Raw genomic sequence first — 16,265 nt, 5'->3', positions numbered from 1 at the left:
GTTCTCCTCGCTGACCCGTTCAGAAGTTGCCGTCGTAGTCGCCGCCGGCGTCGGGGGCGGCGTCCGGGAAGGCGTCCGGAGCCGCGTCGCCGGTGCGCCCGCCGCTGTCCGTACGCCCGCCGGGGGCGGCGGTGGAGCCGGTACGCCGGGAGCCGCCGGTCTTCCCGGACCACAGGCCGCCACCGGAGCCGCGCGAGCCTCGTCCGCCGGGCGGCGCCGGGCGACCGCCCCGTACGACCAGCTCGTGGTCGCCGAGCCCGGTCGGTTCACCGGGCCGCACCGGGACCTGTCCGCCGCCCCGGGGCCGCAGCAGCAGCTCGCCCGCGCCGGTGCGGCGCAGCACATGGGCGGTGGCCGAGCCGCCGCCGGGGAGCCGGCGGAGGGTGGGCGGAGCGCCGTAGGGCTCGTCGACGGCGAAGACGAACGCACCCCCGCGGCTCTGCCCTCGGCGGACGGTCAGCGAGTCCAACGGCCGTCCTTCCTGGCACAGTTCGAGCGTGACGCCTGTCATGTCCCGGCGGCGGCGGCGCGCCGCCAGACGGATGCCGAGGACGGCTGCCGCGAGGACGAGGACGGCGGCCCCGGCGAGCACGGCCTTCCACCACCGCTCCCACCAGGTGGGCGGTGCCACCACCCGTACGGCCAGGAAGGCGCCCCGCAGGACGCGGTCGCCGTCGCCGGTGTCCACGACGGAGACCTGGCCGCCGAGTTCGCCCGGCGGCGTGCCCTTTCCGACGCTGATGGTGAAGGGGACCCTTGTGGCCCGGTTCGGCTGTGCCGTGACGGTCGCCGGGGTGACGGTGAGCTCCGCACCGGGCGTCTGGTCCGCGAGGGCCAGCCGCAGGGTGTGGGGAGCCGTGTCGTTGTTGGTGACGTCGAGGGTGCCGCGGACGGTGCCGCCGGGGTGCACGGTCACCCCCTCGACGGCGAGCCCGGCGGCCACGAGCGGGACGCCCTCGCCGACGCGGGCGTGCAGCGGGCGGTGGTCGGAGGTGATCCCGGGGGCCTCCATGCGGGTGACGAGTTCCAGGTCGCCCGTGGCGCCGTCGGGCACGGTGAGGGTGCCGGTGAAGCGTGCGTCGCCGGCCGTGGCGTCGGGGGCCTTCCCGTCGTCGGCGAGCCGGAAGGCGACGGGCCGGAAGCCCTCGCCCTTGAGGTCGGCGGCGACCGCGATGCCGGCGAGCTGGCGCGGGTCGGTGATGACGACTCCGCGCCGGGTCTGCATCCGTACCTCCACCTTCACCTGCTCCCCGGCGCGCGGGGACGCCGGGTCGAGGACCACGGTGGAGCGCAGCCGGCCCTGCCAGATGGCGCGGACGGCGACTTCCCGGTCGCGGTGGCCCTCCGGCGCCTCGATGTGCACCCGCCAGCGGCCGGGCAGCGGGTTCTTCACGCGCAGCGCCTCGACGGGGCCGTTCTGTCCGCTCACCTCGAAGGAGGAGCCGTCGAACTCGCCCCGTACGGGCACCTTGCGGCCCGCCGGGTCGTAGTAGGTGACCTGCACCTTCGGGTCGTGCTTGGCGACCGTGAGGGAACCGTCGGTGGCGATGGGCGGGATGCTGACGGTCAGGTCGGCGGGCGGCTTGCCGACAGTGCCGTGCGCGATCCGGGCGCAGCGGGCGGCGGCGAAGGTCTCCTGGAGGGCCTTGTCGATCTCGGCGGAGGTGCCGACGACCCGCATGCGCGGGACGGAGCCGGGGATCTCCGAGCAGGCGCCCCGGTAGCCGCCCTCGGCCATGGCGGTGAGGGCGGCCCGGTCGATCTCGCCGCCGAAACCGAGGGGCCAGATCTGTACGCCGGCGGCGCGGGCGCGGGCGAGTTCCTCGGTCAGCCTGCGGGCGCCGTTGGACTGGCGGCTGTCGCGGTCGGTGCCGTACTCCGGGCTGTCGGCGACGTCGAGCTTCCCGTCGGTGAGGAGGAAGACGACCTTGGGGACGGCGGGCGCCCCGGCCCGCCGGCCGGCCGCCGGTCCGCCCTCGGTGAGACGGGTGACGGCCTGGCGGACGGCCGCCGGGAAGTCGGTGCCGGGGCCGGTCCGGTCCCTGTCGCGGTGGTTCAGCTGCTGGACGCAGTCGCTGAGCCGCTCCCGGCCGGCCGCGTCGGCGACGGTGAGCGGGCAGACCTCGCGTACGGGCGACTGACCGGGCTTCTCGGAGCTGCCGAAGCCGATGACGGCGGCCCGCGAGCGCTCCGATATCTCGCCCTGGCTGAGCAGCGCCGCCGCCTCGGTCTCGCGCGCGAGGTCCTTGTCGGCGAGGCTCGCCGACTGGTCGACGACGACGGCGAAGTCGATGGGGTCGGGGCCGTCGGCGGGGTCGGCGGGGGCGGTGGGTGCCTGCGGGAGGGCGTACGCGGGCTGGGCATAGGCGGCCTGGGCCGCAGCCGTACGGGGGGCGCCCGATGCGGTGGTCGCCGCGAACGGGCCCGAGAGCGCGACGAGCGCCCCGGCGAGGAGCAGGAGGCCCCCCTTTTCGGTCCAGTGCATGTTCACTCTCACCACAGTTCGCTGAAGAGGGCCAGGAGGGCGCCGAGCGCGAGCGCGGACACGCCCAGGCGCAGCCACCGGTACTTCGCCGCCAGTACGAGGCCGTGCACACCGGCCTGTTCGAGGAGCCAGTCGGTGGCGTCCGTGCCTGAGGCGGAGAGCCGCACGCGCAGCTCCGTCCCGGACGGCCCGGTCGTCAGCTCGCGCAGCAGCGTGCGGTCGGCCCCGACCCGGGTGCGGGGCAGGACCACCGAGACGAGCATCAGGACACCGGCCGTCCACAGCACGCCCGCCACCAGGAGGAAGGCGAGCCCCACACCGGCGGTGGGCAGCGGCGAGCGCTCCCCCGAGAACACGACGGCGAGGAAGGCCAGCGCGCCGGAGAGCAGGATCGCGGCCTTGGTGTCGGCGCGCCCGATGTCCTCACGGACGGTGGAGAGCAGCCGCTCGGCCATGAACCTCAGCTCTTCCGGTGGGACGGGGGCGGTCAGGGGAGCCCGTACGGGGTCCCCCAGGTGGTCCCGTACGGGGATCGGATCGGGGATCGGTGCGGGGTCCGGCGCGGGACCCGGGGTGGGACCCGGGGTGGGACCCGGGGTGGGACCCGGGGTGGTCATGAGTCGTCCCAGTCGTCGAACCCGGAGCTGTGCCGGCGGGGGCGGGCGGGCCCACGGGACCGGTCGCCCCGCCGGTCGCTGTCGCCTCCCCGGTCGCTGTCGCCCCGCCCGTCCCTGTCGTACGGGTCGTCGCGGTCGTACCGGTCGTACCGCTCGCTCCGCTCGTTCCCCTCGTAGTCCGTGCGCTCGAACGGGTCGTCGGGCTCGTACCGGTCGCGGCCGTGGTCACGGTCACGGTCACGGTCCCGCTCGGAGCCCGACTCCACCCGGGTCGGTTCGTAGACCCGGGGGTCGCGCGGCGCGTCCCCGTGCTCCTCGTCCCAGTCCGGGAGGCTCGGTTCCGGCAGCGCGGTCCCCGGGTCCAGACGGCGGCGCGTGGAGTCGCCCGGGGGGTTGAGCACCCGGTCGGTGATGCCGCCGAGGACGGTGCCCGTCTGGGTCCGCAGGTACATCAGCACCTGGTACATCTGCTCGCCGATGTCGTGCCGTTCGAGCACCCCGGTATCCAGGAGCCGGTTGAAGACGGCCAGGTAGTCCGCCTGGCCCTCCCGCCGCTCGCGCTGGAGCTGGGTGCGGATCTCCCACTGCTTGTCCGGGTGCATCGCCATGTGGTGGGCGATCTGCGCGAGGTCGCCGCGCCGGAAGAGTGCCTCCATCTCGCGGGCGCGGTCGGCGACCAGGGCCCGGTCGGCGGCCTCCCTGCGCCGTTCCGCCTCGGCCACGCGCTCGTCGGCCTCCATGGTGACGCCGACCCTGTCCCGCCGCGAGACCTCCGCTTTGACGGAGTCGTCGAGGTCGATGAAGACGAGGACCCGGGTCCGCAGACCGATGTCCCGGCCGAAGCCCAGGCGTCCGGCGCTCAGTTCCTCCCGTACGGCCTCGTCGGCGCGCTGCGCCTCGGTGATCCGGAACCTCCGGGAGAGCCTGCGCAGCCCGTCGAGGAGTTCGTCGTGGAGGAACTCGGCGACGTCCTCGACCTGTTCCTGGACGACGAGGTGCGGATCGGTCACCACCCACTGGACCTTGGCGACGGCCTCGAAGAAGACGCCGTCCCCGGCGGCCGGCAGACGCAGGCGGAACTCGGTCACGTTGCGCCCGAGTTGCACTTCGAAGACGGTGTACGCGGAGCCGAACATCGGCTTGTTGACGTCCTCGGTGCGGTCCGGCCAGATCACCCGGTGACCGCCGTTGCGGTAGAGCAGGACGGCGGCGACCCGGCCGCTCCTGCGGCGGTACGGGGGCGCGTACTCACCGATCAGCGGCCCGCGCGCGCGACCGCCGGACCCGGAACCCTCCCCGAACCCCCCACCGGAACCGCCGGAACCGCCGGAGGGCTCCCCGCTCCGCCGCCCCTGCCCCCGTACCCGCTCCTGCCCCTGACCGCCCCGCTCCCGCTCCCGCTCGGCGTCCGTGTCCGCATCCGTCTCCGGGTCCGCGTCCATGTCCAGGTCCTCGTCCTCGTCGCGGCCACCGTGCCGGCCGCCGTTCTGTCCGCCGTACCGCTGCCGTTCCCGGTCGTCCCGCGCCCGCTCGATCCGCTCCCGCCCGGCGGCTCGTTCCCGGCCGTCCGGTCCGCGCTCGTCGCGGCCCCGCCCGTCGCGGTCCCGGTCGTACGCGCGGGCCCGCTCGTCCGGCCGCGGGTTCCTGTTCTGCTCGGGAGGGGTCATCGGTTCGCTCCTTCCGTCACGGCGTCCCACATGCGGCGCGCCGCGCCTCTGTCCAGCGGCCGGTCACGGTCCCGGACCAGTTCGTTCAGCAGGCCCCTGAGCCGGTCGCGGTCGCGGCGGTCCACCGCGAGGCGCGGCAGGAAGGCGCAGACGCACCGCAGCGCCTCCGGGTCCTTCGCGGCCCGCCGGAGCAGCCCCCCGAACGCCTCGACGGCCGCCTCCCCTGAACGGGCCGTGGTCAGGGTGTGCCGGAGCAGCCAGGCCAGTTCATCGGCGAGTTCGGGGCGGGCCGCGAGCAGGGCGACGAGCAGCGGACGGCTCGCGTGTCCGTCGAGTTCGGGGACCTCCCGCAGCCCCCACAGATGGGTGGTGCGGGTGCTCAGCGCGCGGATGACGGCGAGGTGGACCAGGTTGGCGAGGTTGAGCCGCCCGTCCTCCAGCCACTGCCGGAGCCTGTGCAGCACGGGCGCGGGTTCGCCGGAGGCGAGCAGCCGCGCCACGCTGAAGGAGGCGGGCACCAGGACCTCGATGTCGGTCGCCTCGCGGGTCCTGACGACCCTGGCCAGGGCATCGAGGGAGCCGGAGACGCTTCCGGCGGCCAGCACGTAGCCGTGGGTGAGCAGGGCGGTCCTGACGAGCGTGTCCTCGCCGGATCCGGCCCAGTCCTTGAGGACGGCGGCGACGGCCGGCCGGACGCGCGGGTCGCGGGCGGACTCGGCGAGCGCGGTCGCGGCGGCCATCCGGGCGACCGGTTCGTCCGTCACGGCGAGCGGCACGACCAGCTCGCGGAAGCCGTGGATCCAGTCCCAGGAGCAGAGCACCCCGGCCGCGATGGAGGCCCGCACCCACACCTCGGGGCGGGAATCGTCGCAGAGCGTCCGCAGCCAACGGGCCACCGGGCCACGCACGTTGTGGTAGCCGTGCCAGATCTCGCCGAGTACGGCTCCGGCGAGGGCCTCGCCCTGGAACCGTACGGCCCGCACCGGCACCTTGGCCGGCCCGAGGTCCAGCTCGCCGTCCTCCAGGACGGCGCGGGCCTGCACCGGCCGGTGCTCGGCGTGGGTCCCGAACAGCCGCCTTCCTGGGGCCTGTTCGGGGTCGAGGGTGACGGCGAGTTCCCAGGCGAGGAGTTCGGCGGCCTCGGCGGCGAGACTGTAGGCGGAGCCGTTGAAGACGGCGACGGCGATACGGAACGCCCCGGCGTTCAGCGCCGGGAGGGCCTCGGGGAGCGCGCCGGGCCGGTCGGCCCCGGCGAACCACTCCCGGGCCTGGGACCGCACGAACGACGAGCATTCGGCGAGGAGTTCGTCGTCGGTCACCTCGCCGCGCCAGTGCCGGGCGAGGTGGTCGGCCAGGCGGGCGGCCTCGCGCGGCCGGAGTTCCTCCAGGCCGAGGGCGGCGACGACGTCCCGCCGCCGGGCGCGCGCCCGTGCGTCGCCGAGGGCCTCGTCGGACTCGGCGCGCAGCCGGTGCCAGAGGTGCCGGTGCAGCACCTCGTCGGCCGGCGGCGGTGCGCAATACATGCCGTACCGGCCGCGCAGCAGCCGGTCGGCGAGCTCCCCGTTCTCGACGAGGACGATCCCGTACGCGTCCCGGCCGCGCAGCAGCTCGCCGAAACGGTCCAGGTGCAGTTCGCTGAGGCGGGGCACGGAGCGGCGGGCGACCGTGCCACGCTCGCCCCGGCCCGAGCGGGAACCGCCCGGCTCCGGCTCGGCGCGCACGTCCTCGGTCAGCAGCTCCAGGAGGTGGCCGCCGCTCTCCTGGAGGGCCTCCTCGGTGATCTCGTCGACGGCGTGGCGCGGGTCGAGCCGGAAGACCTTGCCGCCGGTCAGCTCGTCGAGGAGGGCGAGCGCCGTGGCCTTGCGTCCGCTGCCGGGTTCGCCGCACAGGACGAGGACCCGGTGGTCGCGGAGCCGTTCCCGCATCCTCGGGTAGCCGGCGGTCGCGCAGTACACCCGCCCGAGGTGGTCGAGCGTCTCCGGCGGGACGGGGCCCTGGACGAAGTGCGAGGCGCGGTCGGAGCCGTACAGGGCGAAGATCTGGTTGCCCTCGAAGACGGTGCCGTCGCCGTGGATGGTGGTGAGCCGGTCGGCGGCGCCGCCCGCCCAGGTGCGGACGGCCCGACGCGCCGTGGCGGCGCCGCCGGTGTCGCTCTCGCCGCCGAGGGGTCCCCGGTCGGCGGCGTCGAAGACACTGGGTTCGCGGGGCGGTGGTTCGGTGGTGCCGTCGGTACGCTCGGCACCACCCGCGCGGTCGCCGTCGCGGGCCCCCCGGTCACCTCGATCGCCCCGGTCCCCGCGGTCACCCCGGTCCGCGCCCCGGTCGCCTCCCCTGTCCTGCGCGTCCGCCCGGTCGCCGTGGCCCACGTCCGCGCCCTCGTGGTGCGGCGCGCCCTCGTCCTCGTCGCTCACTCCGACTCACCCGCGCCCGGCTCCGTACGCTGCGGCTCCGGATACCGCGGCTCCGGATACCGCTGCTCCGCGCCCTTGCTGATCCCCGTGAACCCGCCGTGGATGGTGTTGCCGCGCACGTCCAGCAGGTCGCCCCCGACGTGGTACGTACGGTTCCCGCCCCCGGTCCGGGGCGTTGGGCCGTCCCCCCGCGACGGCCCAACGCCGGTCCGTGACCCCTCCGCCGGCGGCCGCTCCCCCACGACCGCCGGCGCCCCCTCACCCTCGGGCGGCAGCTCCCCGTCCGGCCCGATCAGCGGCGGCGCGGGCCTGCGCGGCGCATGGAACCAGGCGGTCTCGTCGGTCTCCTTGGAGCGGATGCGGGCCGACCTGTAGTGGCCGGGCTCCACGTATCGGCCGCCCTCGGCGACCACGCTCACGTACAGCCAGTCCGAGACCACGACCAGCAGGTCGACCTCCGGGACCTCGTTCATGATCCGCTTGGCCGGGGGGCTGTCGCAGAGCCGGGCCGCGAGGTCCACCGCCCGTCCGACGAGCCCGTGCCGGTCCTGGACCACGAGCCCGGCGTTCATGCCGATCCGCAGCCGCAACGGCCGGCTCCGCCCCTGGTTGTGGGCGCGCAGGCTCTCGTACAGGGTGTCGATCCACCGTCCGACCATCAGGGTCGGCGGCACGTCGGGGCGGAGGGCCACGAGGATGCCGTCGCCCCGGTCCTCCTGATGGAAGGTGCCGGGCTCGACGCCGACGGAGCCGTGCGCCTCGTCGAACGCGGCGTACATCGCCGCGCGCTGGAGCTTCTTCTCGGCCATGCCCAGGGTCCCGGAGCCGCAGATGTCGCCGAAGACGACGAACCGGTGGATCCCGCCCACTTCCCCGCTCAGTCCCGCACTGCTCACTCTCGGACTCCCTGTGTGATGCCCCGGTGCCGTTCGTGCCGTGGTGGTGCGTCGTCCAGACTGGCCGCGTTCCGCGACCGGCGATGTAGCCGTTTACACACCCGGCGGAGATGGGCCCGCCGGGTTTCCGCCGGGGCGCGCGCGCCCCTCCGCGAGCAGCACCAGGACCCGCATGTCGATGACGACGACCGTGCGGTTCGCGGTGCGGACCACGTCCTGCTCACGCAGCAGGCGCAGCGCCTTGGCGACCGCCTCCCTGGTGGCTCCGATGGCCGCCGCCAGATCGTGCTGGGGCAGCGGGAGTTCGAGTACGGTCCCGGTGTCGGCCCGGCGGCCCGCCCGCTCGGCCAGTTCGACGAGCCGGGCCGCGAGGCGCTGGAGCACGGTCTCGGAGGCCAGCGACCGGCGTTCGACGTCGGCGCTGCGCAGCCGGGTGGCGAGCTGGCGCATGATCAGCGAGGTGGCGTGCGGGCGGGCGGCGAGGAAGCGCCGGAACCGGTCGCCGGAGATCGCCACCGCCTCGACCTCGCCGAGCGCCGTGACGCTGGCGCTGCGCGGGCCCCGGTCCACCGCGGCGAGGTCGCCGACGACCTCCCCGGCGCCCCTGAGGGCGAGGATGAGCCGCGAGCCGCGCTCGGTCCCCACCGAGACGACGGACCAGCCGGAGAGCAGCGCGAGGACGTAGGCGGTGGTGTCGCGTTCGCGGATCATCACCTCGCCGGGCTCGTAGCGGCGCCGGGCGCCCTCGGCGAGCAGGGAGCGCCGGTCGGCTGCCGGGAGGGCGTGGAGGAAGGAGCGCTCCTGGCCGAAGAGACTCATCGCGCCCTCACCCCCGTACCGTCCTCGGGCCCTCCGGGGAAGACCGCCTGCCGGTGACCGCCCGGCGTATTCGTGTGCGTGTTCCCACCTCATATGACGTGTCCCGTCACACAGTTGACACTGTGTCACGCGATGGGGTGAAGAACGCTAGAGGGTGCGGAAGAAACGCGTCAACGGGCACAGGGGGCGCAGTGGAGCGCCGGTTCCGCCACCCCTGCGCCCCCGCCGAGCCGGTGCGAAGACCGTGCGGAATCCCCGGGAAGACCTCGCGAAATCCCGCCCGGGAGCGAGACGAACGCGCAGGCCGCCGGCCGAGGCCCCGAAGGGCACGGCCGACGGCCTGCGGGCGGCGCGAGCGAAGGTCCGGCGGCGGAGGGCCGGGGACGGACGGGCGTTCTCAGAGCCTCGGGTCCACCGGTTCCGACTCCAGGGCGAGGACGGCGAAGACCGCCTCGTGGACCCGCCACAGCGGCTCGCCGTCCGCGAGCCGGTCGAGCGCCTCCAGGCCGAGCGCGTACTCGCGGAGGGCCAGTGACCGCTTGTGGCCGAGGAAGCGCTGCCGCAGTCGCTCCAGGTTCTCCGGCCGTGTGTACTCGGGGCCGTAGATGATCCGCAGGTACTCCCGGCCGCGTACCTTCACGCCCGGCTGGCCGAGCCTGCCCCTGGCGTCGCGGACGAGCGCGGCCAGCGGCTTGACGACCATGCCCTCCCCACCGGCACCGGTCAGTTCCAGCCACCAGTCGACGCCCGCGCGGACGGAGGCCTCGTCGCCGGTGTCGACGACGAGCCGGCGGGTGACCTGGAGCAGTCCGGTCGGGTCGTGCTCCACGAGCCGGTCGAGCCAGGCCAGCTGCTCGTCGTGCGGCACGGCCGCCAGCGAGCGTCCGCGCGTCGCGAGGAGCTGGAAGGGGGCGAACCGCACCCCCTCCAGGCCCTCCGTCGGCCAGCAGTACCTGCGGTAGGCCTCGGTGAACGCCTCCGCGTCCACCGCCCGCTCCCGCTGCCGGGCGAGCAGCCCGTCGATCCCCTCGACGCCGCGCGCCACGGCCTGTTCGAGCGCGCCGATCGCGCCGGGCAGGACGGCGCCCGAGGCCGCGCCGACCGCCGCGTACTGCGCGCGGAGCAGCCCGGCCGACTTGAGCGACCAGGGCATCAACTCGCCGTCGAGCAGCAGCCAGTCCCCCGTGCCGGGGGCGCCGCCCGACGCGGCGAGTTCGTCCCAGAGCCCGGCGGCGTCGATCGCGGTCCGCAGCCGCCCGAGGACCTGCTCGGTGACCTCCTGGTCGTCGAAGAAGGGCCGTCCGGTACGGGTGTGCAGCGCGCCGGTCACCCCGGTGACGCCGAAGGCCTCGCGGGCCGCCTCCTCGTTCCGGCAGACCAGGGCCACCGCCCGGGAGCCCATGTGCTTCTCCTCGCACACGACCCGCCCGACGCCGTCCGCCCGGTACTGGGCGAAGGCCTCGGCGGGGTGCTCCAGATAGCCCTCCGCCTTCGAGGTGGCGGTGGGCGCCATCGTCGGCGGCAGATAGGCCAGCAGGCGCGGGTCGACCGCGAACCGGCTCATCACCTCGAGGGCCGCCGCCGCGTTCTCCTCGCGCACGGCGACGTTGCCGAGGTGCCGGGTCTCCACGATCCGGCGGCCGTGGACGTCCGCCAGGTCCAGGGGGCGCCCCTGGTGCCCGCCGGGTGCCTCGGTCGCGAGCGGCCGGGCCGGCTCGTACCAGACCCGCTCGGCCGGTACGTCGACGAGCTCGCGCTCCGGCCAGCGCAGCGCGGTCATCTTCCCGCCGAACACCGCTCCGGTGTCGAGGCAGATCGTGTTGTTGATCCAGGAGGTGTCGGGCACGGGGGTGTGGCCGTAGACGACGGCGGCCCGTCCCCGGTAGTCCTCCGCCCACGGGTAGCGCACCGGCAGCCCGAACTCGTCGGTCTCCCCCGTGGTGTCCCCGTACAGCGCGTGCGAACGCACCCGACCCGACGTACGGCCGTGGTACTTCTCCGGCAGTCCGGCGTGACAGACGACGAGGTTGCCCCCGTCGAGGACGTAGTGGCTGACGAGCCCCTCGATGAACGTCCCGACCTCCGCCCGGAACTCCTCGCTCTCGTGCCCCAACTGCTCGATGGTCTCGGCGAGTCCGTGCGTCTTCTGCACCTTTCGGCCCTTGAGCCAGCGGCCGAGCTTGTTCTCGTGGTTTCCGGGCACGCACAGGGCGTCGCCCGAGGCGGCCATCGCCATCACCCGGCGCAGCACACCCGGCGAGTCGGGCCCCCGGTCGACGAGGTCGCCGACGAAGACGGCCGTACGCCCCTCGGGGTGGTGTCCGTCGACATAGCCGAGCTTCGCGAGCAGGGTGTCCAGCTCGGAGCGGCAGCCGTGGATGTCACCGATGATGTCGAAGGGGCCGGTGAGGTGCCGCAGGTCGTTGAAACGCCGCTCCAGGACGACTTCGGCCGTGTCGACCTCCTCGACGGACCGCAGGACGTGCACCTTGCGGAAGCCCTCGCGCTCCAGGCCCCGCAGCGAACGGCGCAGTTCGCGGCGGTGGCGCTGGATGACGTGCGCGGGCATGTCCGCCCGGTCGGGGCGCCCGGCGTTCCGGGCGCGGCAGACGTCCTCGGGCAGGTCGAGGACGATCGCGATGGGCAGCACGTCGTACGAGCGGGCCAGCTGGACGAGCTGGCGCCGGGCCTCCTGCTGCACGTTGGTGGCGTCGACGACGGTCAGCCGCCCCGCCGCGAGGCGCTTGCCCGCGATGTAGTGGAGGACGTCGAAGGCGTCCTTGCTGGCCGACTGGTCGTTCTCGTCGTCGGCGACGAGCCCCCGGCAGAAGTCGGAGGACACGATCTCGGTCGGCTTGAAGTGGCGCCGGGCGAAGGTGGACTTGCCGGAGCCGGTGGCCCCGATCAGCACCACGAGGGACAGATCGGTGACGGGGAGCGTTCGGCGCTCGGTGGGGGTGGTCATGCCTGTCCCTCCTTCTCGGTGGTCGGGTCGGTGGCTCGGGTGAAGACGGCCATCTGGGTGGGCGGTCCGACCTCGGGGTCGTCCGGGCCGACGGGGGTGAAGCCGACGCCGTACCCGTACCGCCCCGCGACCGACTCCGCCCAGCTCCGGAACTCCTCCCGGGTCCATTCGAAGCGGTGGTCGCCGTGCCGTACGTGTCCGGCGGGCAGCGACTCCCAGCGCACGTTGTACTCGACGTTCGGCGTGGTCACGAGGACCGTGCGCGGCCGGGCCGCACCGAACACCGCGTACTCCAGGGCGGGCAGCCTCGGCAGGTCCAGATGCTCGATGACCTCGCTGAGCACCGCCGCGTCGTAGCCGGCGAGCCGCTTGTCCGTGTACGCGAGCGAGCCCTGCATCAGCTTCACCCGGGCCGCCTGCCGCTCCCCCATCCGGTCCAGCCGCAGCCGGCGCGCGGCCACGGTCAGGGCGCGGACGGACACGTCGACGCCGACGATCTCCGTGAAGCGGACGTCCTTGAGCAGGGCCTGCACCAGCTGGCCCTGGCCGCAGCCCAGGTCGAGGACCCGGCTCGCCTCGGCCCGGGCCAGGGCGGCGAGGATCGCCTCCCGGCGCTGCTCGGCCAGCGGCACCGGGCGCTCCTCGGTGTCGGTCGACTCGTCCACGGCGTTGTCGACGTCGTCGACGTCCAGGCCCTCGGCCTCGGCGAGCCGCACCAGTTCCAGCCGCTCGTCCGCCGCGCGGGTCAGACCCCAGCGGCGGGAGAGGTAACGGGCGGTGATCAGCTTCCGCTCGGGGTGCCCGGCGAGCCAGCCGTCACCGGCGCGCAGCAGCTTGTCGACCTCGTCGGGCGCGACCCAGTAGTGCTTGGCGTCGTCGAGGACGGGCAGCAGGACGTACAGGTGGTTGAGGGCGTCCGCGAGCCGCAGCTCACCCTCCAGGACCAGCCGTACGTATCGGGAGTCGCCCCACTCGGGGAACTGCCCGTCCAGGGCCACCGGCTCGGCCTCCACCGTGTCCCAGCCCAGCGGCTCGAACAGCGCGCGGACCAGCCGGGCGCCGCCCCTCGCGGGCAGCGCGGGCACCTCGACGCGCAGTGGCAGCGGAGCGGCGGCCCGCTCGGGCATCGCCTGGCAGACACCGTGCAGCGCGGTCTTGAAGACCTTCGCGAGCGCCACGGCCAGCAGCGAGGACGCCGCGTAGGGCCGGTCGTTCACGTACTGCGCGAGCGCGGAGTCCGGGGCGCCGCCCCGGCCCTTGCCCTTGCCGCGGCGCACCAGCGCCACGGGGTCCACCTCCAGGAGAAGTGCCGCCGTGCACCGCTCGGCACGCGCCTCGGGGTAGAGGACGTGCGCCGTGCCGTGCGAAGTTGAGAACGTCTGCGCCCGCTCGGGATGCTTGTGCAGCAGAAAACCGAGATCGGTCGCGGGACGCTCCGGGTTGCCGGTCGTACTGATCGTCAGGAACACCCTCCCGAGTATGAGTCGCGCCGCCCCACCCGACCAGGCATTTTCCCGTGGGGGCGGTCGGGACGGGTGCGTCCGTCGTGGGGCGCACGCGCGGGTTCAGGCCGTGGGGCTCAGCCCCCGTCGTCGGGGGTCAGGGCGGCGGCCAGCGTGCCGATCGCTCCCGGGCCCACCCGGCAGCAGCCGCCGATGAGGCGGGCGCCGGACGCGGCCCAGGCGGTGGCCAGGGCCGGGTCGAAGGCGGTGCCGCCGCGCCAGCCCCGGGCGCGGGCGTCCCACCGCTCCCCGCTGTTGGGGTAGACCACGCCGGGCCGGCCGGTCACGGCCACGGCGAGCTCCACGGCGGGCCCGGCGTCGGCCGGGTCGCAGCAGTTGACCCCGACCACGACCACCTGCTCGTTCCCGGCGGCGACCGCGAAGGCCTCCGCGAGGTCCTGCCCGGCCCGGGTCCGCCCGCCCTCGACCGTGTACGACAGCCACAGCGGCACCCCGCACCCCTCGGCCGCCCGCAGCAACGCCTCCGCCTCCTCCGCGTCCGGGACGGTCTCCAGCGCCAGGACGTCCGGCCCCGCCGCCGCGAGCACCTCGATCCGGGGCCGGTGGAACGCCTCCAGCTCCCGCACGGACAGCCCGTACCGTCCCCGGTACTCGCTGCCGTCCGCGAGCATCGCGCCGTAGGGCCCCACGGACGCGGCGACCCACACCTCGTCCTCGACCCGCTCCCCGGCCTCCCGTGCCAGCTCCACACTCCTGCCGAGCAGTCGCGCCGCCTCCTCCCGACCCACGCCCCGCTCGGCGAAGCCCTCGAAGGTGGCCTGGTAGCTGGAGGTGATGAGCACCCGGGCACCGGCCCGTACATAGGCCGCGTGCGCGGCCTCGATCTGCTCGGGGCCGTCGACGAGGAGCCGCGCGGACCAGAGCGCGTCCGAGAGGTCGCAGCCCTGCGCCTCCAACTGCTGGGAGAGCCCGCCGTCGAGCACGACCACTCCCGCCCCGAGGGCCTCGGCAAGCGAACGGACCGGCTTCATCGGATCGCCCGCCCCCTCAGCCCAGCTGCGACTGGACCCGCGCGGAGATCAGCTCCAGGTGGTCCAGGTCGTCCAGGTCGAGGACCTGGAGGTAGGCCCGGGAGGAGCCGATCGCCGCGTACCGCCCGAGCTTGTCGACGACCTCGGCGGGCGAGCCCGCCAGTCCGTTCGCCTTCAGTTCGTCCACGTCCCGCCCGATCGCCGCGGCCCGTCGCGCCACCTCGGCGTCGTCCTTGCCGACGCAGACGACCAGCGCGTTGGAGTACACCAGGTCGCCGGGCGCCCGCCCGGCGGCCTCGGCGGCGGCCCGGACCCGGCCGAACTGCCGCTCGCTGTCCTCCAGGGAGGCGAACGGGATGTTGAACTCGTCCGCGTACCGCGCGGCCAGGCGCGGCGTGCGGCTCGCGCCGTGCCCGCCGACGAGCACCGGAATCCGGTCCTGCACGGGCTTGGGCAGCGCGGGCGAGTCGGTCAGCCGGTAGAACTCCCCCTCGTGGCTGAACGTCTTGCCCACCTCGGTCTCCCACAGACCGGTGACGATCGCCAGCTGCTCCTCCAGCCGGCCGAACTTCTCCTTCGGGAACGGAATGCCGTAGGCCTTGTGCTCCTCCTCGAACCAGCCCGCGCCGAGCCCCAGTTCGACCCTGCCGCCGGACATCCGGTCGACCTGGGCGACCTGGATGGCGAGGACGCCGGGGAGCCGGAAGGTACCGGCGGTCATCAGCGTGCCGAGCCGGATCCGCTTGGTCTCCCGGGCGAGCCCGGCCAGGGTGATCCAGGCGTCCGTCGGTCCGGGCAGCCCGTCGCCGGACCCCATGCTCAGATAGTGGTCGGACCGGAAGAAGGCGTCGAAGCCGAGTTCCTCGGTGGCGCGGGCCACGGTGAGGAGCGTGTCGTAGTCGGCCCCCTGCTGGGGCTCCGTGAAGATGCGAAGATCCATGCCTCCATCCTGCACCTTCGGGTGCGTGTCAACCTCTCCGTCAGCTCTTCGTCCGCCCCGGCTCGGTCGGGTGAATATCCCGCCCCTGGGCGGCCGGCGACCGCCCAGGCCAGTGACCGCCGCCCGCACCCGTCGTTGGCTCGGGCGGAGCCGGACCGCCCGGCCCGCGTGCCGGCGGCCGCTGCCGGTGCGTCGCTCTCTCCCGTTGCCCCCGCCCTCGGCGGCGGGGTCCGGGCCGAGGAGGCCGCCATGTCCCAGGAAGCCGCGCCGGAGCGGGCCGTACCCGAGCAGCCGCTGTCGCAGTCCGTGCCCGAGCAGAAGGGCCCCGGTGCCCCCAAGGGCCTGCTCCAGCAGATGGAGGAACTGATGGCGGTCCTCTCCGCCGACCTCACGCAGCTGGACGCCGACCTCCAGTCCGTCTCCGACCGCCAGGCCCTGGACCACGACACGGCCGAGCACCACGAGCCCCGCCGCCCCTAGGGTCACCCCCTGGGGCCGGCCCGCGCACGGACCCGTCAGAGCGGGTTGAGGCGGGCCTTGAGCAGGCAGAACTCATTGCCCTCGGGGTCGGCGAGGACGTGCCACTGCTCCTCGCCGGTCTGGCCGATGTCGGCCGGGCGCGCCCGCAGCTCCAGAAGACGTTCGAGCTCGGCGTCCTGATCGCGGTCGGTGGCGTTGACGTCGATGTGCAGCCGGGGCTTGCCCTGCTCCGGCTCGTCCCTGCGGCTGAGGATGATCGTCGGCTGCGGGCCGCCGAACCCCTCGCGCGGCCCGATCTCGAGGGTGCCGTCCTCCTCGCGGTCGAGCACCACCAAGTCGAGCACCTCGCACCGGAACCGCGCCAGGACCTCCGGTCACGGCAACCGAGCACGAGCTCACTGATACGACATGCCATGGGCGAGACCTTCGACCCCACGCCGGACCGGGCCCAGGGGACACGGGCCCGGGCGCGACCCCCGCCCGGCTCCCGC

11 protein-coding genes and 1 pseudogene are annotated in these 16,265 nt (G+C 74.5%); 1 reads left to right on the top strand and 11 read right to left on the bottom strand.

The features are described 5' to 3' along the window. Positions 1-19: 19 nt before the first annotated feature. The 10 genes from V4Y03_RS26495 to V4Y03_RS26450 all read right to left on the bottom strand — a co-directional run bounded on the left by V4Y03_RS26495 (position 20) and on the right by V4Y03_RS26450 (position 15,294). Complete coding sequence (locus V4Y03_RS26495) at positions 20-2,485, bottom strand: vWA domain-containing protein (RefSeq protein WP_332436504.1); 2,466 nt, start codon at positions 2,483-2,485, stop codon at positions 20-22. A gap of 8 nt (positions 2,486-2,493) precedes the next feature. Next, entirely contained in the window at positions 2,494-3,102 is a 609-nt protein-coding gene (locus tag V4Y03_RS26490; protein WP_332436503.1) for a Pycsar system effector family protein, read from the bottom strand. Next, the gene (locus tag V4Y03_RS26485) at positions 3,099-4,769 is read right to left on the bottom strand and encodes a hypothetical protein (RefSeq protein WP_332436502.1); all 1,671 of its coding nucleotides are present in this window, start codon (positions 4,767-4,769) and stop codon (positions 3,099-3,101) included. The genes V4Y03_RS26490 and V4Y03_RS26485 overlap by 4 nt, the downstream gene beginning before the upstream one ends. Then, a complete protein-coding gene (locus tag V4Y03_RS26480) occupies positions 4,766-7,180 on the bottom strand; it encodes a hypothetical protein (protein WP_332436501.1) in 2,415 nt (804 codons plus the stop codon). The genes V4Y03_RS26485 and V4Y03_RS26480 overlap by 4 nt, the downstream gene beginning before the upstream one ends. Further along, positions 7,177-8,076: a hypothetical protein gene (locus tag V4Y03_RS26475; protein WP_332436500.1), complete on the bottom strand. Its 900-nt coding sequence runs from the start codon at positions 8,074-8,076 to the stop codon at positions 7,177-7,179. Before V4Y03_RS26475 ends, V4Y03_RS26480 begins: the two co-directional genes overlap by 4 nt. A 93-nt stretch (positions 8,077-8,169) precedes the next feature. Continuing rightward, positions 8,170-8,895, bottom strand: coding sequence for a Crp/Fnr family transcriptional regulator (locus V4Y03_RS26470; RefSeq protein WP_317874267.1), 726 nt, complete (start codon positions 8,893-8,895; stop codon positions 8,170-8,172). A gap of 397 nt (positions 8,896-9,292) precedes the next feature. Beyond that, a complete protein-coding gene (locus V4Y03_RS26465) occupies positions 9,293-11,860 on the bottom strand; it encodes a polynucleotide kinase-phosphatase (protein ID WP_332436499.1) in 2,568 nt (855 codons plus the stop codon). Then, positions 11,857-13,329: a 3' terminal RNA ribose 2'-O-methyltransferase Hen1 gene (locus V4Y03_RS26460; protein ID WP_332436498.1), complete on the bottom strand. Its 1,473-nt coding sequence runs from the start codon at positions 13,327-13,329 to the stop codon at positions 11,857-11,859. Before V4Y03_RS26460 ends, V4Y03_RS26465 begins: the two co-directional genes overlap by 4 nt. A 110-nt stretch (positions 13,330-13,439) precedes the next feature. Beyond that, positions 13,440-14,354 (bottom strand): homocysteine S-methyltransferase, encoded by a 915-nt coding sequence (mmuM, locus tag V4Y03_RS26455; RefSeq protein WP_332436497.1) that lies wholly within the window; start codon positions 14,352-14,354, stop codon positions 13,440-13,442. 16 nt (positions 14,355-14,370) lie between these two features. Beyond that, positions 14,371-15,294 carry an LLM class F420-dependent oxidoreductase gene (locus V4Y03_RS26450; protein ID WP_317878419.1) on the bottom strand — a complete coding sequence of 308 codons (924 nt, stop codon included), beginning with the start codon at positions 15,292-15,294 and terminating at the stop codon, positions 14,371-14,373. Between the two features lie 249 nt (positions 15,295-15,543). On the opposite strand from V4Y03_RS26450, the gene V4Y03_RS26445 reads away from it, so the two are divergent. Further along, positions 15,544-15,774 (top strand): hypothetical protein, encoded by a 231-nt coding sequence (locus V4Y03_RS26445; protein ID WP_332436496.1) that lies wholly within the window; start codon positions 15,544-15,546, stop codon positions 15,772-15,774. Positions 15,775-15,809: 35 nt separating this feature from the next. Here the strand turns inward: V4Y03_RS26445 and V4Y03_RS26440 are convergent. Further along, a pseudogene (locus V4Y03_RS26440) lies at positions 15,810-16,189 on the bottom strand (VOC family protein). Positions 16,190-16,265 lie beyond the last annotated feature (76 nt).

Source organism: Streptomyces sp. P9-A4, from assembly GCF_036634195.1.
GTDB lineage: Bacteria > Actinomycetota > Actinomycetes > Streptomycetales > Streptomycetaceae > Streptomyces.
This window is presented reverse-complemented; position numbering and strand designations above follow the sequence as displayed.